The organism is Amycolatopsis sp. H20-H5 (assembly GCF_035828755.1).
Classification (GTDB): domain Bacteria; phylum Actinomycetota; class Actinomycetes; order Mycobacteriales; family Pseudonocardiaceae; genus Amycolatopsis.
The window spans coordinates 68,136-89,326 of record NZ_JAYMZS010000017.1 but is presented as its reverse complement, the minus strand read 5'-3'; the positions used below and the strand labels follow the sequence as shown (position 1 = coordinate 89,326).

Annotated in this window: 24 protein-coding genes; 8 read left to right on the top strand and 16 right to left on the bottom strand. The window is 58.7% G+C overall.

The annotated features are described in order from the left end of the window. Nucleotides 1-130: 130 nt before the first annotated feature. The 3 genes from QMK34_RS13205 to QMK34_RS13195 all read left to right on the top strand — a co-directional run bounded on the left by QMK34_RS13205 (nucleotide 131) and on the right by QMK34_RS13195 (nucleotide 2,401). On the top strand, nucleotides 131-487 hold the full coding sequence (locus QMK34_RS13205; RefSeq protein ID WP_326414159.1) for a GntR family transcriptional regulator: 357 nt from the start codon (nucleotides 131-133) through the stop codon (nucleotides 485-487). A 208-nt stretch (nucleotides 488-695) separates the two neighbouring features. Next, complete coding sequence (locus QMK34_RS13200) at nucleotides 696-1,916, top strand: helix-turn-helix domain-containing protein (RefSeq protein WP_326414158.1); 1,221 nt, start codon at nucleotides 696-698, stop codon at nucleotides 1,914-1,916. Nucleotides 1,917-1,921: 5 nt separating this feature from the next. Further along, complete coding sequence (locus QMK34_RS13195; RefSeq protein ID WP_326414157.1) at nucleotides 1,922-2,401, top strand: NUDIX hydrolase; 480 nt, start codon at nucleotides 1,922-1,924, stop codon at nucleotides 2,399-2,401. Between the two features lie 202 nt (nucleotides 2,402-2,603). Here QMK34_RS13195 and QMK34_RS13190 read toward each other — a convergent pair whose 3' ends face one another. The 9 genes from QMK34_RS13190 to QMK34_RS13150 form a co-directional block, all read right to left on the bottom strand. Further along, entirely contained in the window at nucleotides 2,604-4,436 is a 1,833-nt protein-coding gene (locus QMK34_RS13190; protein WP_326414156.1) for a recombinase family protein, read from the bottom strand. Nucleotides 4,437-4,455: 19 nt separating this feature from the next. Beyond that, a complete protein-coding gene (locus QMK34_RS13185) occupies nucleotides 4,456-5,112 on the bottom strand; it encodes an ImmA/IrrE family metallo-endopeptidase (protein WP_326414155.1) in 657 nt (218 codons plus the stop codon). Nucleotides 5,113-5,128: 16 nt separating this feature from the next. Then, the gene (locus tag QMK34_RS13180) at nucleotides 5,129-5,497 is read right to left on the bottom strand and encodes a helix-turn-helix domain-containing protein (protein WP_326414153.1); all 369 of its coding nucleotides are present in this window, start codon (nucleotides 5,495-5,497) and stop codon (nucleotides 5,129-5,131) included. Between the two features lie 100 nt (nucleotides 5,498-5,597). Continuing rightward, complete coding sequence (locus QMK34_RS13175; RefSeq protein WP_326414152.1) at nucleotides 5,598-6,362, bottom strand: replication-relaxation family protein; 765 nt, start codon at nucleotides 6,360-6,362, stop codon at nucleotides 5,598-5,600. A gap of 181 nt (nucleotides 6,363-6,543) precedes the next feature. Further along, entirely contained in the window at nucleotides 6,544-8,853 is a 2,310-nt protein-coding gene (locus QMK34_RS13170) for a type IV secretory system conjugative DNA transfer family protein (RefSeq protein ID WP_326414151.1), read from the bottom strand. 521 nt (nucleotides 8,854-9,374) lie between these two features. Further along, a complete protein-coding gene (locus QMK34_RS13165) occupies nucleotides 9,375-9,569 on the bottom strand; it encodes a hypothetical protein (RefSeq protein WP_326414150.1) in 195 nt (64 codons plus the stop codon). A gap of 211 nt (nucleotides 9,570-9,780) precedes the next feature. Beyond that, nucleotides 9,781-10,053 carry a hypothetical protein gene (locus QMK34_RS13160; RefSeq protein WP_326414149.1) on the bottom strand — a complete coding sequence of 91 codons (273 nt, stop codon included), beginning with the start codon at nucleotides 10,051-10,053 and terminating at the stop codon, nucleotides 9,781-9,783. Then, on the bottom strand, nucleotides 10,050-10,340 hold the full coding sequence (locus tag QMK34_RS13155) for a hypothetical protein (protein WP_326414148.1): 291 nt from the start codon (nucleotides 10,338-10,340) through the stop codon (nucleotides 10,050-10,052). The genes QMK34_RS13160 and QMK34_RS13155 overlap by 4 nt, the downstream gene beginning before the upstream one ends. A gap of 161 nt (nucleotides 10,341-10,501) precedes the next feature. Next, nucleotides 10,502-10,924 carry a hypothetical protein gene (locus tag QMK34_RS13150; RefSeq protein WP_326414145.1) on the bottom strand — a complete coding sequence of 141 codons (423 nt, stop codon included), beginning with the start codon at nucleotides 10,922-10,924 and terminating at the stop codon, nucleotides 10,502-10,504. A gap of 83 nt (nucleotides 10,925-11,007) precedes the next feature. Here QMK34_RS13150 and QMK34_RS13145 point away from each other — a divergent pair, with 83 nt between their 5' ends. Further along, a complete protein-coding gene (locus QMK34_RS13145; protein ID WP_326414144.1) occupies nucleotides 11,008-14,316 on the top strand; it encodes a hypothetical protein in 3,309 nt (1,102 codons plus the stop codon). Between the two features lie 48 nt (nucleotides 14,317-14,364). On the opposite strand, the gene QMK34_RS13140 is transcribed toward QMK34_RS13145, so the two are convergent. The 4 genes from QMK34_RS13140 to QMK34_RS13125 all read right to left on the bottom strand — a co-directional run bounded on the left by QMK34_RS13140 (nucleotide 14,365) and on the right by QMK34_RS13125 (nucleotide 15,852). Then, on the bottom strand, nucleotides 14,365-14,736 hold the full coding sequence (locus QMK34_RS13140; RefSeq protein ID WP_326414143.1) for a hypothetical protein: 372 nt from the start codon (nucleotides 14,734-14,736) through the stop codon (nucleotides 14,365-14,367). Nucleotides 14,737-14,741: 5 nt separating this feature from the next. After that, a complete protein-coding gene (locus tag QMK34_RS13135; RefSeq protein WP_326414142.1) occupies nucleotides 14,742-14,972 on the bottom strand; it encodes a hypothetical protein in 231 nt (76 codons plus the stop codon). Beyond that, on the bottom strand, nucleotides 14,953-15,171 hold the full coding sequence (locus QMK34_RS13130) for a hypothetical protein (protein ID WP_326414140.1): 219 nt from the start codon (nucleotides 15,169-15,171) through the stop codon (nucleotides 14,953-14,955). Before QMK34_RS13130 ends, QMK34_RS13135 begins: the two co-directional genes overlap by 20 nt. 240 nt (nucleotides 15,172-15,411) lie before the next feature. Beyond that, the gene (locus QMK34_RS13125) at nucleotides 15,412-15,852 is read right to left on the bottom strand and encodes a transcriptional regulator (RefSeq protein WP_326414139.1); all 441 of its coding nucleotides are present in this window, start codon (nucleotides 15,850-15,852) and stop codon (nucleotides 15,412-15,414) included. Nucleotides 15,853-16,094: 242 nt separating this feature from the next. Between QMK34_RS13125 and QMK34_RS13120 the strand changes: the two genes are divergently transcribed. The 3 genes from QMK34_RS13120 (at nucleotide 16,095) to QMK34_RS13110 (ending at nucleotide 18,433) form a co-directional block, all read left to right on the top strand. Next, nucleotides 16,095-17,426 carry a helix-turn-helix domain-containing protein gene (locus tag QMK34_RS13120; protein ID WP_326414200.1) on the top strand — a complete coding sequence of 444 codons (1,332 nt, stop codon included), beginning with the start codon at nucleotides 16,095-16,097 and terminating at the stop codon, nucleotides 17,424-17,426. 70 nt (nucleotides 17,427-17,496) lie between these two features. Then, the gene (locus QMK34_RS13115; RefSeq protein ID WP_326414138.1) at nucleotides 17,497-17,763 is read left to right on the top strand and encodes a hypothetical protein; all 267 of its coding nucleotides are present in this window, start codon (nucleotides 17,497-17,499) and stop codon (nucleotides 17,761-17,763) included. Nucleotides 17,764-17,857: 94 nt separating this feature from the next. Continuing rightward, nucleotides 17,858-18,433 (top strand): hypothetical protein, encoded by a 576-nt coding sequence (locus tag QMK34_RS13110; RefSeq protein ID WP_326414137.1) that lies wholly within the window; start codon nucleotides 17,858-17,860, stop codon nucleotides 18,431-18,433. 3 nt (nucleotides 18,434-18,436) lie between these two features. Here the strand turns inward: QMK34_RS13110 and QMK34_RS13105 are convergent, their stop codons facing one another. Then, nucleotides 18,437-18,571 (bottom strand): helix-turn-helix domain-containing protein, encoded by a 135-nt coding sequence (locus QMK34_RS13105; protein ID WP_326414136.1) that lies wholly within the window; start codon nucleotides 18,569-18,571, stop codon nucleotides 18,437-18,439. A gap of 223 nt (nucleotides 18,572-18,794) precedes the next feature. Here QMK34_RS13105 and QMK34_RS13100 point away from each other — a divergent pair, with 223 nt between their 5' ends. Continuing rightward, entirely contained in the window at nucleotides 18,795-19,280 is a 486-nt protein-coding gene (locus QMK34_RS13100) for a hypothetical protein (protein ID WP_326414135.1), read from the top strand. Between the two features lie 479 nt (nucleotides 19,281-19,759). Here QMK34_RS13100 and QMK34_RS13095 read toward each other — a convergent pair whose 3' ends face one another. Together QMK34_RS13095 and QMK34_RS13090 are read right to left on the bottom strand one after the other, a co-directional pair. Then, nucleotides 19,760-20,527: a DinB family protein gene (locus tag QMK34_RS13095; RefSeq protein ID WP_326414134.1), complete on the bottom strand. Its 768-nt coding sequence runs from the start codon at nucleotides 20,525-20,527 to the stop codon at nucleotides 19,760-19,762. A gap of 265 nt (nucleotides 20,528-20,792) precedes the next feature. Further along, nucleotides 20,793-21,182, bottom strand: a complete 390-nt coding sequence (locus QMK34_RS13090) for a hypothetical protein (protein ID WP_326414133.1) — start codon at nucleotides 21,180-21,182, stop codon at nucleotides 20,793-20,795. Nucleotides 21,183-21,191 lie beyond the last annotated feature (9 nt).

Sequence of the window (21,191 nt, the reverse complement as noted above, 5' to 3'; positions counted from 1 at the left end):
CCTGTCCGCGAGTCACAGCGGAAGAATCCGCAAGACCTGCGACACGAACTAGCTTAGCTGTCTTAGACAGTTCAGACAAGGGTGAGACGTCGAAGCTGTCTTTGTGGAAGTGGCTCGTAAGCTGTGGCGCATGAACGGAACCGACCTCGACGACCCCCGCCCGTCGTACCTCCGCGTTGCCGACGCACTCCGAAAAGCAATCCAGGGTGGCGACCTCGCGGCGGGCGACCAGCTGCCGACGCACCGCGCGCTGGCCGACCAGTACGACGTCGCGGTCGAGACTGCGAAACGGGCGCTTGGCCTGCTGCGGAACGACGGGCTGATCGTCACCCGGCCGGGAAAAGGTTCGTTTGTTCGACGCGGGCCGAACGACGTGGACGACTCGGAGGCCGAACAGGACCTGACTGGCCGCGTCAACGAGTTGACGCGAGAAGTCGAGGACCTGAAAGGACGCCTCGCGGCCGTAGAGGCACGGTTGCCCGACTGAGGACAGGCTATCGCTCAGACTCGCGTTTCTGCTGCTGTCACACAACTTGCTGGGGGTTGACGGAGAAGCCGTGTCGGCCCTACTGCCGCTGGGTAACTGATGTCGCTGCTGTGTCATGGCAGAAGCATCAGCCCGGTTCGCGACCCCGCCCGGGAAGAATTTTCCCGGTACTCTCCGGAGGGGCGATCAGGGTGGAACCATGCGAGGAATGACCGAGAACCTGACCATTGGCGAACGCGTTGCGTGGTATCGCCGTCGGCGAGGCATGTCTCAGGAGGCGCTGGCCGGCCTCGTCGGCCGTACCGGCGAGTGGCTGCGCAAGGCGGAGAACAACCGCGCCGAGCTTGATCGGCTGTCGGTAATCCGACGGCTCGCCGATGCTCTCGACGTGGCCCTGGGCGACCTCATCGGCGAGCCGACGCTCCTCGACTGGACGCCGGACAGCGGTACCGCCACTGTTCCCGCACTCCGCGCAGCCCTGATGGACTACCGGCAGCTGACGCCGATTCTGAGTGCACCCGCCTCGGACGCCGAACCGCCGCCGCTCGACGAACTCGCACGCGAGCTTCGCTCCGTGTTCGACGCCTACCAGGGCTCGCGTTTCGGGTTCGCGACAGGCCGCGCTCCCCTGCTGCTGGCCGATGCCTTACTCGCTGCACGCCAGTACGAGGGTGACCTCCGTCTGCGAGCGCACGAACTCCTGGCGCTGAGCTACCAAGCCGCGGCATCGGTGCTGACGAAGCTGGGCGAATCGGACCTCGCCTGGATGGCGGCCGAGCGAGGCCTCGCGGCCGCGCAACAAACCGGGAATCCCGCAATCACCGGGTCCCTGTTCCGCTCAGTCTCGTTTGCTCTGCTCTCGACCGGCCGCCACGAGCCCGCTATGCAGCTCACTGAAGCAGGAGCGGCGTACCTGGAGCCACACCTCCACGAAGATGGCGGCGACCTGCTGTCAGCCTACGGAACGCTCTTTCTCGCTGGCTCGATGGCGGCATCACGCTCCGAAGATCGCGCGAAGACGCGCAGCTACCTCGCCGAGGCCGACGACGCGGCCCGACGACTGGGAGTAGACGGCAACCGCCTCTGGACAGCGTTCGGACCGACCAACGTAGCGATCCACCGCGTGAACACGGCCATGGAACTGGGCGACGTACAGATCGCCCTTGACCTCGGCCCGAACCTCGACACCAGCGCGCTGCCGCTCGAACGCCAGGTCCGCCACATGCTCGACGTAGCGCGGGCATACAACGTGTCCGGCCAGCTGGAAGCCGCAGTCACCACCGTGCTCGACGCCGAACGGAAGGCACCCGACCAGGTTCGCCACCATTACCTGAGCAGGCAGCTTGTCCTCAATTGGGTTCGGAACGCGCACGGCAAGCCCCCGTTCGAGCTCGATCAACTCGCTCGCCGTATGCACGTCGTAGGGTAGACCGCGTGACTGATCCGACTGAGAAGTTCGCAACGCCCCGGATTGCAGCCGGGGCGTTGTTCGTTGACGGTGACCGCGTCCTGCTCGTCCGCAAGACCTACGGCAACCGGTGGGACATCCCCGGCGGCTACGTCGACCGCGGCGAGTCTCCCGCCGCCGCATGCCAGCGCGAGATCCGCGAAGAGCTGGGCCTTGAACGCATAGCGCGGAGGCTCCTGGTACACGACTGGGCGCCGAGTGAGCAGGAAGGCGACAAGATCCTCTATGTCTTCGACTGCGGCACTTTGGGCACGGATGAGCAGCGAATCGCACTCGATGGGAATGAGTTAGACCACTGGCAGTGGGTGCCGACCACGGAATTGAGCGACTACCTCATCCCCCGGCTAGAGCGGCGTCTCACCCGCGCCTTCGAGGCACGCAGGGCCGGTGCAACCGAGTATCTGGAGCACGGCGAGCCAGCGTTACAGCCGGAATCATCGGTCTGAGTGCAGCCAAGCTGAGCACTTCCCGGAGAGACCACGATCCCAACGGGTCGGACGTGTACATGAACGACCAGTGATCCGCGTTGTGGGACGCCCCCGTCCCACAACGTCAGCGAAACCAGCTAAACCCAGAGACGGCAGAGAGCTGAGCCGCACACTGGTTTTGCTCTTCTCGCAGGTCAGAGCACCGAAACAGTCCTGGGGGTCAAGGGGTCGCAGGTTCGAATCCTGTCATCCCGACCAGGACTGGCTTACTTGAACCATGACCCGCAAGGGCCAGGGCAAGCAGGTCGATCAGGTCGTCACGGCTAGTAGCGTCGGTTTCCTCCACCAGGGAACCGGCGCTATTTGCTGTCTGGAGGCTGTCGAGCAAGGCCAGAGGGTCGGAAGCCCCCGCGTCGGTCTCGCTGCCGTCTGTGAGCGTCTCAGCGGCTCCGTGCCGGTGGTAGGTGCGCGGCGACTGGCTCTCACCTCCGCGTTGCTCGGCCTGGTGGTCCCGATAGATGCGGTACGCCTCACCCAGCATGTCGAACGGCTCCTGTAGCACCTGCTCGGTGACCTTGTGACCGTCGACATACAACCGGGTGAAGAAGGCACGGTTAAGGATGCTCCGGACGGCCTCGTGACCGTGTTGGTACATGCCGTGCGGGTCGTCGAGCAGGTCAAGGGCGGTCAAGAACACCTGGCGGCCGGTCTCAAGCTGCGTAGCGGCTGCCTCCAGTTGCCGCCTGATCTTCTTCTGTTCGTCCCGAATAGCCGTAATCCTGCTGCGTAGCTTGTCCTTTGGCCAATCTTCTTCGGCGGCCAGGTCGAGAAAGTAGTTCTCTTTGCGATCAAGCTTCTCAAGCTGTCGGGTGAATTGCCCACGCATGTCGTCACTCAGCTCAAAGTGATTGGCAACGGCCGCCTCCACTCCAGCGCGTACGTTCGCCCGCAAGTCCTCCGGCAAAATGACAGCGTGCGTGTAATGTTGCTCAACCGCCTTTTCCATGACATCGACCGGTATATAGGGCTGGTCGCACATTTTTTGTTGCCGCCCTCGGCATGTGAAGTAGAAATATTCCCCACCATTGCCTCGGCCGGGCATGATTATGTAGCGGTACTGGCAACGACCGCACCACACGAGCCCCTTCAGGTAATGCGGGTGCTTTCGCTCACGGGTGCCACTGCCCGAGTGCGCGTCAAGCGTTCGTTGCACCCGGTCGAACAGTTCGCTTGTAATTAGCGGGTCGTGCCGTCCTTGATATTCAATACCTTTGTAGATAACTTTTCCGATATAATATCGGTCGCGCAACATTCGCCCTAGGGTATCGCGCCCAACCGGTTTATTGCGACCAGTTGCTGTCAGCCCAAGGTCGCCCATTGTTTCATGCAGGCTATCGAGTGTGTACTTTCCCGTACCGAACAGCTCAAACGCTCTCTGCACTAGTGGCGCGCGTTCAGCGTCAACGCCTATGGTGTTAACTTTGTGACCGTTGAAGTCAATCCGCGCGTTCGTGTAACCAAGTCTGGCCAGTCCGACCGAGCCGCCATTTTTAACCTTGTTCGCCATCTTGACGGAAATGTCTTGGCCACTGAGTCGAACCTGTACTTCATTCATGATGTCGGTAACGGCTTCCATGGCATCCGCCATGATACCTTCGCCGAAATCTTCTTTCGCGCTCACGAGCTTGACGCCAATGTTCAGCAGTGCGCGCTTGGTGATGGCCGCATCGGTGTAGTTACGGAAGGCGCGGGAGCGCATGTAAATGAACACATATTTAATCTCAGGGTGCGCATTTAGGTAAGCAAGCAGTTCCCGGAACACCGGGCGCTTTTCGATGCTGATGGCCGAATTGCCCGGCTCCAAAAACTCTTTCTGAAGCATTACGTGCATCGACTTCGCTTTGTTTTGGCAGTATTCGCGTTGGGTGCCGATCGAGTTGCCGTCGGGGTCAACGTCAGCGGCCGTATCCATTTGTCGTTTAGACGACACGCGCAAGTACGCAATACCGAGCTCTACGGCCTGACTAGTATCGACAATTGTTTGCGTATTCATCGGTCGATCTCCTTTCGTGTTATGCAGCCAGGCAAGGGACATCAAGAGGGGACATAGGAAGGCTGCCCACCTGTCGGAAATAGATGCGCGGCGCTGGTTTCGGCGTGCCAATCAGGCCGAGTTTTTCCAATCGAGTCGCCATAGCTTCGGTTGAAACATTAAACAGGCTTGCGGCAAGACTGAGGTTTTGCGTCGTAAACCAGATGCGCTTGACGAGTGCGGTTGGCATCAAAACGTGCGCTGCAAACTCGTTGGCCAGCCATTCGATCATGTCATCGTGCAATTTTTGGTTGCCCCGGCCAAGTTTGCTGTGTAGCAATTCGGCTTTATCGAAATCGAGAGCGTGTTTCATTTCGTGCAAAAGTGAGAATCTTTGGCGTACCAGTGGCTCATTCTCGTTGACAAATATCTGAAGTTTGCCGTCTACCGCATCGGTAGTCAAGCCGCTTTCGCCGTTCAGTTTGTAACTAGGCACGAAACTAACGGGCATAAGTCGCTGTTTAACGAGGCCAATCAGGTTAATTTCAGGCTCGATAGCAGCAGCCCACTGGCGATACCGGGATGCTTGCAGGCGCGCCACCTGGAGCGACTCGCCGTAGGTGAGTGGCCGCTTTGGCGCTATGGCTCGAAGTTGATTAACAAGCGCTGTCATTTCCGCCTTGGTTGGTGTTGTCATAGTTTACTCCCTTCGGTTATTGTTCCTCTTGTTGATGCGCTCGCAGGTTTTCAATAATAGACGCCGCTTCGGCGGCTTCGGTTTCACTCATGCCGTACGCCCGCCGGAAGTAGACCTTCGGCTCTGGCATCGTCGATTTGACGCCGATAAAGGCCAATAGGTCACTTGGGTCAAGTTCCAATGCTGCCGCAATATTTTGCACTAACTCCGGCGATGGTCGCGCTACTGCCCCGGCTTCAATTCGAGAAAGTACCGAGTGATGTGCGCCCACTAGTGGCGCTAACTGGCGAACAGATAAGCCCGCCGCTTCACGGCCTCGGCGGATAGCCGCCGCGAGCGTGTTCGGTGCGGTATGCCGACTGGCAGGCATGTCTTTGTCATTCATCGTTTTTTAGTCCTCCGTCTATATCTCTATTATTCCATACCCGTCGCAAGCGTGCAACACGGCAATGTCGTAGAATAGTCTACAAAAGCTTTCCACGCGTTCACTCTCTGAGAATCCGCGTCAGGTAGGCCACTGTTTCATCTGCTACCGCGACGTGTACCAGCGTATTTACCGGTGGTGAACATTGGTTAAGCATTGCTAACACTGCCGTGTGTCGTTGTTCGTCCGGGACGACGAATAGCACTCTCGGCATGATGCCGTTTGCTCCGAGCTGTCCGCGCTGAAAGAAATCCACGTACGTCTCTACCTTCCGTTTAAGCGTTGGTATATGCTCAGTGTCGAGATCTATTTCTGCAAACCAATCATCGGTAACGTCACCCGCTGATAACGACAGAAAGGCATCCGGTTTCAGCCACCCACCCAGACCGTCTACTACCCAGGCCGCAGGCTCCGCCCGGTAGTCAGCAAGCGCGAATTGGCCATCACGAGCCGCCTCGACCAGGCCAACGAACAACTCCGAAACGCCGAGCACGTGCCGAATGAACCGCTCACCCGGCAAGCCTGGCCGCCGAGATTGGCCGCGCGACTGGCGGTCATTCCGAAGCTTCAGCAGCGCTTGCCCGACCGAATCGAGCGCATACGCCGCGCCAGATGAACCGCGTTCAGTTCCACCGATCCGCCGCCCGAGGGAGGTCAATACGCGCCAGTCAACAAGCCGCTTGAGCACCCGCCACCGGACAACAGAACGAGAACGTCCGGTGAGATCAGGGAAGGCGACGCGCTCGATCTGGCTACCGGTGAGTAGGCGAACGCGATCAACGGCGATAATGATCTGCCAGTCACGCTCAGTCAACCGTTCGGCCACCCACTCCACGTGGTGCTGTCGCACCCGCTGTGGCCTCCGGTCCCCGCTCACAACGAACTCCTCGGGGAGTACAGGAGCTTCCCTGTCGTTATTGGCGCGTTCTGGCCGCTGACCAGCGAGGACACCATGTCGAGGTCTGCAATGACCCCAACACCGATCCCAACGCCGAGACCAATACGGCTCATGTCGTACCTCGTCGCGGATGCCGGCCGACCGAGCTGCTGTCCGAGTTCACTGCAATACGCGCTCGAAGTCCTGCCTCCACATCGGCACGAGTTCGCCCGTAGCGGGTGCGACTGGAAGTAGCTAGCTCATTGGGGTCACCGGTCGACACATCGAGGGGTAACGTCATGCCGGTCACAGGAGCGAGCGTGCTGCCGTTCACGCACAGGCGGGCGGCGATCTCATAGGCGCCGAGCCCTTGCAAGTCATCGGCGGTCAGTGGTGCGAAGCGCTTGGCGAGCACAGCCGCGTCGGCGTATTCGCACTGGAAGGCCACCGACGTACGCACGGTGCCGAGTACAGCCTGTTGGATGGCCTCGGGAAGCTGGTGGAGGTACTGGTGGGCGAGTACCAGTCCAAGCCCCAAGCCGCGCGCTTGTGCCAGCATGTCGGCCAAATCGGTACCAACGCCCAGCCGGACAACATCTTGAAACTCATCAAGGTAGGCGAACATAGCTGGTCGGCGGTCGGCGGGCAAGCGGATACGGCCGAGCGTGGTTTGCCAGAGTGCGGCCACCAGCAAAGAGCCCAGTAGGTTGGCGGTCTCGCCGCCGAGCGTGCCTTTCGATAGCGGTACGAGCAATATGCCTTTACGGCAAAAGCGGTAATCCAGCCGGACGCCCTGGCTTTGGCCGAGCATGAGTCGCACCGGGGTTCGCATGGTAAAGGCGCGCAATTTGTTGAGTACGCTGCCGATAGCGTTCATGCGCGCATCTTCGCTCATAGCGTCGAACTGCTGCCAATACTGCCGTAAGTGGGAGGGCAGGGAGGCTTGCGTACTGACATAGCGGCGTAGATTTGGGTTTGTCAGCAATTCCGGCACCTCGATTAGAGTAAACGCTGTCCCGTCCGGCGCTTTGGTGTGCGTGAGTGTCAACAGTGCCGCGCGCAGAATATCGTCCGTTCGAGGTCCCCAAAACTCACGGTAGATGGAGTGGAAAATGCCGAGGACGTGATCGGCGACCAGTTCGCGGGCATAGTCACCCTCTCCGGCAACATCAAGCGGGTTAAAACCGACAATCTTGTCGTTTGTGGCGGCCGGATTCAGGACGACGACATCATCCCGCCGATGTTCGGGAATCCGCGCTAAGATGGCATCGACCAAATCATTTTTAGGGTCGAGCACGACGACGCTTCGGCCATCCGCGATGTCAGCTAAAGCTAGCCGTGCCATAAGCGTGGACTTACCAGCTCCGGTTGGCGACATTAGATGCATATGGCGCAAACGGTCAGTGGTTGTAAGTGCTAACGGGTGGTTGGTCATGCCGGGGTAATTGCTCATCCCGACGAGGGCACCGCGGCTTGGCATATTCATGGGCGGCGGCAGTTGCCGGGCAACGCCAAGTGACAGGCCAGGCAAACGATGTTCCCCGATAGGCAAGGCTAATAATCCGGCGCCCTCTTTGGATGAGATAAGCAGGGGCCAACGAGTGACGGGATATGCCCGCTGGCTAAGTCGGTCGGCAACGACAGCGGAAGGCAACATACGACGACGAAGTCGTACGCCAACATTATTTAGACCGTGGTAGTTATTCCATATCCGACCAAACAGCGCGTGCGCCTGCGCCGCATTCGGGGCGGAAATCCCAACTCTGGCAACCGCCATGAGCTGCGGGTCGCGTCGTTTGGCTCGCGCCGCCTGAACGGCTTCGGCGTCCTGCGGCACGGTGTTTTCCCAGTTCCAGGCTCCGGAGTTGTTATTTTTAACACTCGGCGTCGATACGGGAGCAGTCGTACCCGCGCTGGTGAGGATATATTGTAATCGCACTTCGGTATCGTTGCCCACAATGGGTTGCAGCGACGCCAGAAGTGCCGTGCTCGTTTGTTCCGCTCGTTCAGTAGCGAGAGGCCGGTCATAGCTGGTCATCGTCAGCTCCGCCGCAAGTTGCCAACGGGGCCGGGCCTGCATGTATGCCGGAGCCTCCGTAATTCTGGCTCCAGGCATCGCACCCCGGAGGCCAGCTAACAGTTTTGAAACATCGTGACTGGCGACTAATACAAAATAGCTAATGCCACGCGTCGTACTGACAACTTCCAGGCACACTGGTGGCAGGGGTAGCAGGGAGAAACGCATAGGGTGTGTCATCGCTTGGATGCCGCTAAGCCACGTCGCTACATCAGCAACGTTCAGACTGGCTGGCAGATGCAGCTCGTAAGCCACCAGCGACGATCGCCATCTCGCCATATCTGACCACCGCGCTAGCGTAATAACTGCCAAGCTAGCGAAACCAAACCCTAAAACAACGACGGCGATAATTGCGACACTCATGGCGTGACCTCTGTACCGTTCGTGTTATCGGGCGGCGATTTCTCGCCTCGTTGTTCGGTACCCTGTTGCTGCCGCTCTTCTTCGCGCAATTGTTCACCTAAGGCAACGATCGCCTGAATAAGGAGGTCGGGGTCGACCTCCTTACGTTGTTTTCCTGTAACTCGTATGTACCATGCTCCCATCACTTGTGCCCTCGTTTACGTTGCTGAAGTAGGGGGCGCGTGTCGCTCGCGTGCGACACTGCCCTACCTATTGTTATATGTCGCATGTATGCGACAGTCAAAGTCTTATTAACAACGCACATAAAAAACAGCGGTAGGACTGCGCAATGCAGTCCTACCGCCGCCAGCGTCCGAATATCAATCCGGCGAGGCCGAGTAACCAGATGGTTACCACCAGCAGGGGAATAAGCGGGACTAAGAGGGCTTGAATGTAGGGGGCAAACAGGGCTGCGGCCAATACGACCGTCAGCCCTGCCACTAACTTTTTTCGTGGACTCACACCGGACGGCATAACGGCCGTCACCGCCACTCGTCGGGTTCTTCATGGCGAGTGTCATTGCGAAACAGGTCGAGGTTCTGTAGTTCAGTTCGGAGCCGTTCTGTGGCGGCGGCCTTCTGCGCCTGCTCCATGTCGTACAACAGTCGAAACAGAGCACTGGCCGCATCCGTCAGCGCGGTGATCGTCTTGACGCTCATTCGTACCGGCTCAGTCATACTGACCACCCCGGACGGAAGTCAGGAGCCACGCCGCAACGCGAACAGCGGCCGGGCTGGTGAGTGGCCTCGGCGTACGCCTGACGGAGTTGCCCAAGCTCACGCCAGAGCTGCCGCCAAGTGGTCAACAGTTCCAGCGTGAGGACGTCAACGCTCGACAGACCGGTCGAGCCCAGCTCAACGCTGACCGCCGTACCCTGTACTTGGTCACTCATTTCAACCACCGCTTCCACCACCGGGAGCGTGGTTCCTCGGCCTGCTGGTCGGCCCGCTCACGATCGGCCAGGTCAGCCACCCACGCGGCCAACTCCACGCCTCGCTCGTGCAGATAGAGGCGCGCCGACTCGATGGCCCGGAGCTTGAGGGCGACACGCTGCGCCTGGCGACGGAGCGCCCAACGGAAGACCGTAGTTCCGGTGACAAAGCCACCAGCGAACGCCAAGCCGCCGACCAGCACAGACAGGGGAAACGAGAAGTTGTTCATCCGATGTCCTGCCCGAACGCCTGGAGGGAACGCGTCATCTCGAACAGGGCGTTGTTGGCGAGGGCTGCCAAGCCTTCGGCGGCATCCGGGCAAACGTGCTCAAGATCGCTCTGCAAGCGCTTGACCTGCACGTATTGGAACATGCCGAACTGGGTAGCGCTGGCGATGGCGTACAGTCGGGCTTGCTCTTCCTGAGTGGCCAGCGCAACGCCCCGCACCCGCTGTTGTGCCCGGCGTTCAGCACGGTTCGCGGGTAGACCGCCCGCGTATCGCTGTATCTCGTTCACGTTGATCTTGATCCCTTCGCTCAGGAAGCTGTTGCTTCCTTGGGATCAAGCCTGGCTGCTGCGAAACCGCCTGAACTGATGCTGTTCTGATAGCGTTCGGATGCTCAGATGGTGGGCGCTAAAATCTCAGCTCGTGCCACGGCCACAGGGCCGCTGAGTCTTCAGCGGTTGGTGCTGTAGTCGGCGCTGTAGTCGAACGTCAGGTCGCCGCGGCCTGGGTGCGCCCGCCGATACGCAATGACCTCGTACTCTTGGCGGTCGGCATAGTGCGACGACGGCGCATTTGGTTGATGTATCGCCACAACTCGGCGCGGGTAGGCGTCCTTAAACGCATAGTCCTTTGTGCCCTGGTAGTCAAAATTGATGGCGCCACACATCGCTGCGTCCGCAATATCCAAGGCTACGCGCAAGTAGGTTTCGTAGTTACCGCCGGTTAGCTCAATGCCGTTACCTTCCTCCAGCCAGCCAGTTAGGTACTCTTGCAAATAGCTATCGGTGCCTTCATCGTATCCTGACAGTTCGAGACGACAAACGAATCCGGCAAAATTATCGCGCGCAAACGCTATTGGGTTTTTTTCTTCCAAAACACCTCCTCGGTACTACTACCTATTTGCAATAGTAAACCACAACGCCGGGTAAAAGTAAACGCGGAGGATGGTAGAGTCAGGTGCGCCGCAAGGAGGATATTATGCCAAAAATTCGTAAGATGCCTGACGACCCTGAGGTGGCAGACCTCAGCCGCCTTAGCGACGTGCCTGATCGCAATTTTCGATCGGCATTAAAGGAGTGTGTGGCGCTCCAGCAATTACTGCCAAAAATGGTACTACTGGATGACGCGAACGTGAATCGCATAGTGGCAATTCTCTGGCTTGCCATGGAAGAGGTCGTGCGACGTGCCTATAATGTTTTCACAGAAGTCAAGCAAGACAAAGCAGCTACCGATATACTTGCCACGGCAGCGTTGATTGGAATGGTGACTTGCAAGCCAAGTGCCTATAACGCTGCGCCCGTCGGCAACAAAGGTCATCGCAGTCATGCCAGGCAAGCGCGATTAGAGATTGCTGGCGCCTGGCACTACTTACCCATTTCAGGTCGAAATTTTCGCAACCACGAAGAGCAGTGTCTCAAGGGATTCCGTGATGCATTGCAAGTAGTGTTTGCCGACGAAAAAGTCATGCGCTTCATAGTCGCGCAAGTTGACGAAGGTTTCTCCCCCAGTCAGCGCCAGCCAAAGACTATTCTTAAAATCCCTGACGACGACCCCGCACAAACAGTAGTCGGCGACTACGTCAAGCGCCCGACATATGAGACTTGGTTTCGAGAGCGGCACAACGCGGGCCAAACGTTCTTCATTCTCCATGGCGAAGCTGGTGTCGGCAAGTTATGGCTTGCCAAGCGGCTTTGCTTGATGCTCGGTTGTGAACCTGCGGAGGTGGTGATTCGTGCTACTAATCAGGAACCCCTTGAACAAGACATGGCACGGTTCCTCGCGAGTCAAGGTGTAGACCCAAACTCCATCAACACGGTGAATGTGCGAGCACAGTTTGTCGACGTAGTAACACGGGTACAGCAGCATCCATCGATCGTTGTCCTGGATGACGTACAAGACTACGCCGACATTGCGTTTCTTCCCCGCAACACGCAAACCATTATTGTAATCACCTCCACGTTCTTACCGCCTCCCAATCTTCGAGCGCACGCGCAGAAGGTAGTGGATTTAGAGCATATGCAAGCGATTGAATTAGTACGAATGAAGTGCCCGACCTCCACGTTACAAGAAATAACGAGTCTTGTTGACGAACTGGAACATCGTGCGCTCATTATCGAGCAGGCTTGCAGCTTCGTAAATGAAACTGGAATTTCGATTACACAATTCATATCCCGAGTCCGGAGCGACCCGACAAGTGCTCTCGATGAAGCAGTTGACCCGACCGACCGGCATGCAAATAAGCTCGTACGTACATGCGGCATGGTCATTGCTGAACTCTCATCATCGGCCGATACACTTGCCATTCTTGACACGTTTTTATTCATAGGATCTTTCAAAGTTCCCGATGAGCATCTTGCGATGGCGTGGTCCGATAATGCTCTGTTTGCGGGGCAGCCGCCTCCTGTTCCACGTACTGGCGAAGATGGCACACCCATCTTCGCCGAATGCGTACCTGTTGAAAGCTTGGAAATACTCAAGGATGTTCTAAATCCCGTCTTAAAACCGAACTTAATACTCCACGCTACTAACGATTCCAGATTGGTTGTCGTAAGTGCGTTACGTCGCTTGGCTAGCCTGAGTGTCATCCGTCGAGACGATGCCGCCGTAACGATGCATTCATTGACTTTTCGCTTGTTCCGCAAGCTTCGCGAAAGTCAAAAGCGCATAGTGCAAAAGCGCGTTCTACTGGTTACGAATAAGCTGCTGGAAAACGAACGGTGGGTTGGGGGTGAAGCTCTTCGCCATGAGGCGGCGGTGTGGGTGGCGAGGTGTGACGAGTGTTTGGCTAGCATTGATTTTACAGCCAGAGAAGCGACCAGTGCCGACATTCCCGTTTTCAGTCTCGGGCTGTACTTGTATGCCGCGCTCCACCGGGCGTACAACCAAATCGGTATGAACGGCAGGTACGATCGGGTCTTCAATGTGTCAAGCCCACTGTATACGGCAGCAACTAAGAGTTTGCAAGCGGGACACGGCGAACTATTGCAAAACTATCTGTGGTTAACGTTGGAAAGAGATATAAAGACGGTGCTGTCGAACTCTCCGGCCAGCATGGTACGTGATTCAGTCCTGGAGATTGGCGTCGCCAGGGCGGACGGTAAGCCTCGTCAAGCGGCTGCCATGAAATCGATATATCTTCGTCATGACACCGAGTGGGATCCAATCCATCAGGTTCAGAGTATCGACACATTGGTAGCTGAGTCTCAAGCCGCCAAGCTATTCATAGCTGGAAAGGCGAGCCCGTCACACTTCGATGTGCGTGCTGGGGCCAGCAAAGCGACGTATGCAGGCACGGCATTATTCCAGCAGGCGCATTGGAATGATTCCATCGCTGCCTTTGAGTATGCGACTGTCTGTTATGAAAAAGTTGTAGGCGACATGGAAAGCGTCCTGGGATTCATGGACGCCTCATGGCGGTTAGCGCGTACGCATCTGCGGCGAGGCGATTTACAGCAAGCTCAGAGCTGGATAGATCGCGCACGTAACTTTGCTTACGAGCGTTGCGACAAGATATGGGTGACGGGTACACGACGGTTTCACTTTTTTGATCAAGTTGTTCATATGCGTCTGCGTCAGCAGGAGCTTGAATGCGACCTGGCAGAAGTTTTCCTTGCTTTCGATCAAGCTGAGGACATAGAGCAAGATAGACTCGATAAGCTCGCCGTTACTGCGGTTGAAAACTTCAACGTTGCATATTCTCTCGGGCTAGGAAGACTTGTGCCGGAACTGGCATCATGCGCATTGCGAACTTCAATAGTCTCGCCAGATGTCCACAAGTACATCGAGTTGCATAAGATACATGACTACCTAGCTCCGCTCAGCGACGAGCTACAACACAACTTTCTCCACTATCGATACAGCGGATTTTTGCAGCTTGCAAGAGAATTCATTCCCTATGCGGACGATGATTCCTTGAAGGAATTTGCTGACATTCTCGTTAACCAAGGGCAAAGCCCCGAAAGAATTGCAAGTTCGATCAACGCTATAAAGAACCAACCCGCGCAAGACTGGCCTGCTTTCGAGGCAGGCACGTTGCGGCATGCTAAGAGATTTGAGGTCGACTACCGCATGCCATTCTGGCATGCACACGCCTTGGCGACCTTGCTTGTAGGTGGCATTCTTGAGGGAAAAGGTGACTCGTGGCTGAACAACATCAGCGAGCAGTTTAATGCAGCAGCTATATCGATTAACCGCCCTGACTGGATTGACGCAATTGAAAAATTCAAGCGCGGTGAAGGCTTGTTCTTCTGGTTGAACAGCTACTGATTTTCTTGCGGTCTGCACGACCACTGCGGCAACGTCCCTTTGTGTTCGTCACGTCAACCGGTGCAACCCGTCGAGGATGCGTTGCATAAGCTCTTGCTCTGGCCGCACGGCAACGGGCCTTCGAGGCCACGGTGTCGGTCGTTGGCGAACATATGGCCGCTTGCGGTTTGGCAACGATGGCACGACAGGCAGTACCTCAGTCGGTAAGTCGTCTAGTGCGACCGCTGGCAATACTTCGGTGTCAGCGGCGGTCAGCTGGACGTGGGTTTCTTCCTCGGCCAGCCGCGCGGAGATTGCCCGCACGGACACACCTTCGTCGTCCCAGCGTTGCAGGCGGGCAACTTGCCGCTTGCCGACAAAGAAGCGAACGAGTCCAGCCAGCAGCAGGGCGCCACCAGCTAGCACCAAGAAGGCCGCCACCGGGTTCACCGCTCAGGTGGTGGTTCACGGAGGGCATGGCGACCGGTAGCGCCGGGCGACACACCAAGCTTGTCGGCATAGAGATGGACGGGTTCCGCCAGATCGCTCAGCAGTCCGGCGAACTCGTGTAGCTCGTCCGCTGACAAGGTGCCAGCCTTGAGCTTTTCGGAGACGTCGATCATGTGGAAGAGGACGACGTCTAGCGCTTCCACCAGGCTAAGCGGTGTGTTCGTCATCGGAGGTTCCCTCCCCGCCGGCCGAATCGTCATCCTCAGCGTGCTGGTGCAATAAATCGCCAAGTTCCGTCAGCAGTCCGGCGAACTCGTGTTGCTTGGCAATCGGCAGGGTGCCGGTAAGCAGGGCGTTCGCCACCGCCCCGACATGCTTGTTGACCGCTTGCAAGGCGTTGACCAGCTCAATCGTTTGGCGCTTCATGCGGCGCTCACCCGCGCTTGCAGCCGTAACCCAACACGAAACCGTCGACACGGCCATGCTCGGCCGCAGCACTCGCACGACTGGCCGGTTTCTTCGGGGGTATGCGTCACGAGATAGATATATGCGACGGATGCCCACAAGTTCACGGTGGACGTGGCATGACGGCCGGAAGGTGGCGTGGGTTTTGTCGTCGGTCGGATGCTCATTAGGGCGTCTCCACCAGCTCGACCGTGGGAGTGTTCACATTGCACCAACCTGGCAAAACCAGTTCGGTTTTGCTTCCCGAAGTGCCGCCGTGTGGCGCTCGATCTCACCAGGCAGTTCCGCCAACATGTGGAGGTAGGCAGTCCGTTCGGTTTCGCCGTAGCTTGTGAGCAGTGCCCAACTGGTGGACTCGCGGGCAAGGCGGGTGGTGGTTACGTAGCCCCGCGAACGGAGCAAGTAGAAATGCCGCTTCAGGCGGTCTTGCGAAATGCCCGCCAGTTCGCACAAGGCCGTAAACCGTCGCCACTCACTGGTATCCAGCAGGCAGGTAATCCGTAGCCGTACAAGGTCAGACAGCACTTCATGGGGCGCACTGCGGAGGGTGCCAGCTCGTCCATCGCCAGGGGTAATCAGTCGGCATGGTTCCAAACCCGCCACCTGCGGTTTTGCATCTTCCGCTGCCCGTTTTTCCACCATGCATCCCTCGTTCGTCTGGCTGGATGGCACCCGAGACGGCTGAGGTCGTTTCCTAGCGTCAAGTCGGGGTTGACACTGCCCGTATGTCTGTTCTGGCAGGCCAGCCGCCCCGGGAGCCTGTAACTACCTTGGGGTGTGGCTGGTGGTGTGCGTCAGTCCCTGCACATGGCTGTCACAGCGTCTACCACCTGCGGCTATGCTGGCGGTGACGGCACGGGCATACACCTGGAGGCGTGAACGATATGGCGCATGAGCCAGACGAGCTGGTAGCCCGCCGGGGGCTGCTCGGCCAGCAGTTGGCGGCCTACCGGTCGGCCGCTGGACTGACCCAAGGCCAGCTTGCTCAGGCTGTCAACCTCGACCGCACCACAATTAGCCACATCGAAAAAGGCCGTACCCGCGCCGACAAGCGGTTTTGGCGCATTGCCGACGAGCGTTGCAAAGCTAGCGGCGACTTGCTGGCCGGATTTGCGGCGCTGGAAGTCGCCAAGCAGAACTATGACTTGCAGAACCGTGAAACAGAACTGTCTGAAGCGCGGGCAAAGGCCGAACGCCTGGCCGAAGTTATTTCCCCAAGCCTCATCGTGCCGACGTTGCCCGAAGTCGCCACACCGTGGGAAACAACTGATGTTATACGTCGGCTCTACCGCAGTGACGTTGGCAGTGAAACGCTAGAGCAACTGCATATGGTGACTGAAGATCTCTGCTGTGAGTACGCCTGGCGTGACGGTGATGAGCTAAAAGCCGATGCGAACCACTGGTTACAATACATTTCTGGTTTGCTGACTGGCTCTTGTACACTAAAAGAGCACCGCGAACTACTGGTTATTTCTGGTTGGCTGGTGCTCTTAATCGGTTGTATCGAGTACGATCTTGGCCGCAAACGCCAGGCCGGTTTGAGTCGCGCGGCCGCGTTCCGTATCGGACAGGAAACAGGTCACGGTGAGATCATGGCCTGGTCGTTTGAAATGAGCGCCTGGTTTGCGCTGACGCAAGGCGACCTGGCCGCCGTTGCCGATTTCTCTGAGGCTGGCAGTAAGGCCGCGCCGAATACGTCAGTGGTTGTCCAGCTTGCTGCTCAGTCGGCTAAAGCGGCTGCCCGCATGGGGCAGCCTGAGGCCGTGCGCCGTATCCTCGATAACGGCTATCGTCTGCTTGGCCAGCATGAACACCCCAGTCGGCCAGAAAACCACTTCATTATTGACCCTCAGAAGTGGGATTTCTACGCCATGGACTGTTACCGCATTGTCGGTGAAGATGCCCGCGCGGCTGAACATGCCCACGAAGTACTGAGAATCTCGCGGCGGCCAGACGGCACGGATAAAAGCCCGATGCGAGCAACGGAAGCCCGCTTGACGCTGGCAATGACAGCGATGCGCCAAGGCGACCTCGACTCCGCCGCCGATTGGACACGGCAAGCGTTGAGCGCCTCGCGGAAGTCGGCCGACCAGCTCGTGATGGTTGCGGCCGAAGTGCAGCAGGAAACCAAGCGGTTGTTTCCCAAAGACCCGGCTACCCACGCGATTACCGAGCCTATCGCTCAGGCGCTGGCAGAACTGCGCTGGACTAATTGATGAGTTATTCGCATGGCGCAAGATCTCGGCATGGTAAAATAGAAAGATAAAATCTAAGCGGAGTATTGTTATGCAACACGAAGAACCTGTAACAACGAAAATCACCGTAAGTTCGGACTTTCCGACCGCTTCATCGTCGTCGCTCCATGGCGCTAACCTCGATGCGGTTGCCTTCAATATGGATTTCGTTGCTCACCGCGACCCACAACTCGCTACCGATTTGCTACACGTTTGGCGTAAAGCTAAACAAATAGAAGACGGTGACACAGTGTCGGCCGACAAGGGTTACCTCATTGCCGAAGCTGAAGCCGAACTAAAGCGCCTGCTTGAGCGGTAGCTTTGCGACCTCTCGGATTTCCCAGAACTTCGGTACGCTGGCTTGCAGTCTCAGCGTCACCCGTCGAACTCACGCTCCATGTTATTATCGAGCAATGAGCATTGTCGTAGCCGTTCACAACGGTCAAGAAATCATCGTTGCATCCGATAGCTTGTCAACTTCCGACAAAACCGGAACCAAGACGGCTGATGACTCGATTCAAAAGGTGCGCCAAGTCAACTCTCGGCTTGTCTTTGCGGTAACCGGTCATTTTGTGAGTGACAAGTTGTCGTTTTTTGACCATTTCATTTCGGTAGTTGCCAGCGAAACCGAGCTTGACGCCGCCCTGAATAGGTTATTTGACATGACCGTGCAAACCATGCGTGTACACGCGACCGAAGGGTTTCGCATGAGCCTAATTGGTTTCAACGGAGATACACCTGGTTTCCGATGCGTTGATGTCGCAAAAGGAAAGGACTTTCAGGCACTCAGTGAAACCCGACGGAATTATTGGGTCAGCGGCGAGCACGACCCCGCAGAACATTGTCTACGCGTGCTTGAACAGGGAGCTGTCACTAGCACGTCATCCGTGACCGAGATCGAGACGACACTTCGCAACCTAGTAACCGACTGCATCACGCGTTACCCGCAGACGCTTGGCTTGCCGGTTAACGTCGTGGTGCTGCCGTAGGGGTCATGCCGCGCCCTTACTGCCACTTTTGCGCCACTCGCGTAGCACCTTCGCCACACTGCTCCGGCCGATGCCGTAACGCTTGGCAAGCTCCAGGCGGGTGGTGCCTGCCTCGAACGCCGTAATCAGCTCTCGCACCTGCTCATCGGTCAGCCTGTTCTTGAGTTGTCGTCGGCTACCGTGCTCCCTCGGCACGGTCGTGACGCTTCGGCTGGGTGCGTCGCTCGCACTCACCGCGTCGCTGAGCTGCCGCCCGGCTTCTTGCAGGTCATGTAGGAGGTCGCCACGGTTCAAGTAGGCACGGAGCAGGTCGACCGGACACGGGTTTCCGCAGCTCACAGCTGCGGGAACCCGTTTTTTATTGGACCGGAATCGTGGTGGCGCACAGCTCGGTCTGCTGGTCGCCGGTGCGGGCACGTTCGGAATCTTTCTGTTCCTGACCTACTTCCAAACCCAGGTGCTGCACTTCAGCCCTGTCCAGACGGGCCTGGGTTTCCTGCCGATGGTGGCTGCTATCGCGATCATGGCCGGAGTGGCGAGCACGCTGCTGCTGCCACGTGTAGGACCCAAACCTCAGATCACTGTGGGAATGTTGCTCGCCGCGGACGGCCTGTTCTTCCTCTCCCGGCTGTCTCTGTACAGCACCTACACCGGTTCGCGGCCACCGCCGCCAGCCACTCACTGTCCGGCACCACGCCTAACCCGTCCGCCGCCGCGAACGCGGCACTCCACGGTTACACCGCAGCATTCAGCACTGATCTTCACGATCGGTGCCCTCGCATGCGGTGCCCTCCTGCGCAAAGGCCCTGTCACACTCACCGAAAATGCAGGCCCGATTGCCCTCTGAAAGAGCAAGCGACCATCAGAGTCGCGGCCGCGCCGCGCAGGTGCACGGCTGATGTCGTTGACTGAGGTTTCCACGGGAACCGGGGGGCGATCACGGCGCTCGTAGTCGGCTCGTACCCACACGTGCAACGCTTTCGCGCGGAGCCTGTGCTCAACGCCGCAGGACGCCGAGGACGCATCCCGGGAAGCGATCATCGTCCTGTTCCGGCAGATCGCCGCCCGGCTGGTCATCTCCCGAGGCAAGACGCCGAGGATGTCAGCGATCTTCGCAACAGTGTGCTCGCCCTCGTCGTAGAGCCGCTGGGCAACGGCGACCTGGTCCGGGGGTGAGTTTGGGTCGGCGGCCGCCGTTGCAGCCCGTTGCGATTGGCGACTGGGGGGAGGAAACGGCCACGATATGACGGCCTCGAATCCGCCGCCCAGCACGGACGCAAGGCGGCTGCTCCCGCGTCGCCACGTGGCCGGGAAACCGCTCGGTGACTACTGCGGTCCAGGCATACCTGCCTCAAGCACCGCGAGGTCGCGCACCGCGTAACGGTGGTGCTCGGCTTCTTCCTTCAGCACTACCTTGACGCAGCGGCGCACGACGTACTCCTGGTCGGGATACGGCTCTGCCGGCTTACGACCGCACACCCGGTCGAGCTCGGCCGTGGTGAGCCCGTCGACGACACGCCGCATCGCGGCCATGCGGGCGAGCCGCGGCGCGAGCACCTCGTCGAGCGTCGGGGTGGCGTCGAGGGTGAGGCCGAGCTTCGCCGCCGCGTCGGGCGACATCCCCCCGGCGGGGAAGCCCAACGGGTGGTAAGGCGCTTCCTCCTCGAGCACGGCGTTGCCGAGCCAGGCATCGCAGGCGAACAGCAGATGCCGTTGTGTCTCGACCAACGACCACTCGCCGTCGACCTGCTCGTGCAGTGTGGCCGCGGGCAACAGCCTCGCCCGGTCGAGCGTCGCGCCCCACAAGGTCTCGATGGCGTCCCAAGCAGCCCGGTAGTCCCCGGGAGAAGCCGCATTCCGCGCCAACGCCCGCGCCGGGTGCCGGCGGTCGAGCTCGGCCTCGACGTAAGCGGTCACGTCGACGTCGTTGACGACGAGGCGCTCGAAGTCGCCACCGAGGTAGACGTCGCTGCCGTAGCAGTCGACGATCTTCAGACCGTTCACCTCGCAATCGCGGATCTCGAGGCCAGCGAGGTCGCACAGGTGGATACGAGCACCGCGGAATTGGTCGCTCTGGGCGTATTCGGAAACCATCGAAGCAGTCTCGCTCACCCGTCCCGCCCGCGCCACGTTCGGCCGTCCACTCGATGCGCGGCGCATCGACGACGACGTCCTGGGCCACATCTCCTCGGTGCACAGCGAGAACTGGGGCACATGCAGGCCGTCTACTACGAGGTGTTCAAGTGGCATCCAGTCTCGGCACGCGAATTGCAGGGGGTGTGGGACCGGTGAGTGGCAGGCCTGATCGGTTTCAGGATCGCCGGATAAATCCTATCCGGCACGCCGTTCCCTCGGCCCATCACGGCTGGACCAAGTCGTTTTCCCACAAGGCAAACACACCAGCCGGGTTCACGGCACCGGCGGCCACCAGTGGCTCCCGCTTGATGATATTGCCTTGGATAAACCGGCAATGCGGAGGTCGCAGGCCCTGATCTGTGCGCTTGGCCAACGCGCCGTGGATGTAGTCGATCTGCCGCCGCTGGCTCACCTGGAACGCAATGCAGTAGGTGCGCTCGAGCCCGGTGAGTGTCGCGTTGGTGTCGCCGTCGTGGAGGACACCTCGTGTTATCCGGTGCGGATCCAGGCTCGCGAAAATAGTCCGGTGAGCCTCGCGGCCGTAGGACGGGGAGCCCAAGGCGTCGATGTCGAAGAGGATCCCGATCTCGTATTTTCTGCCGAACAGCCCCATTCGCCCAAC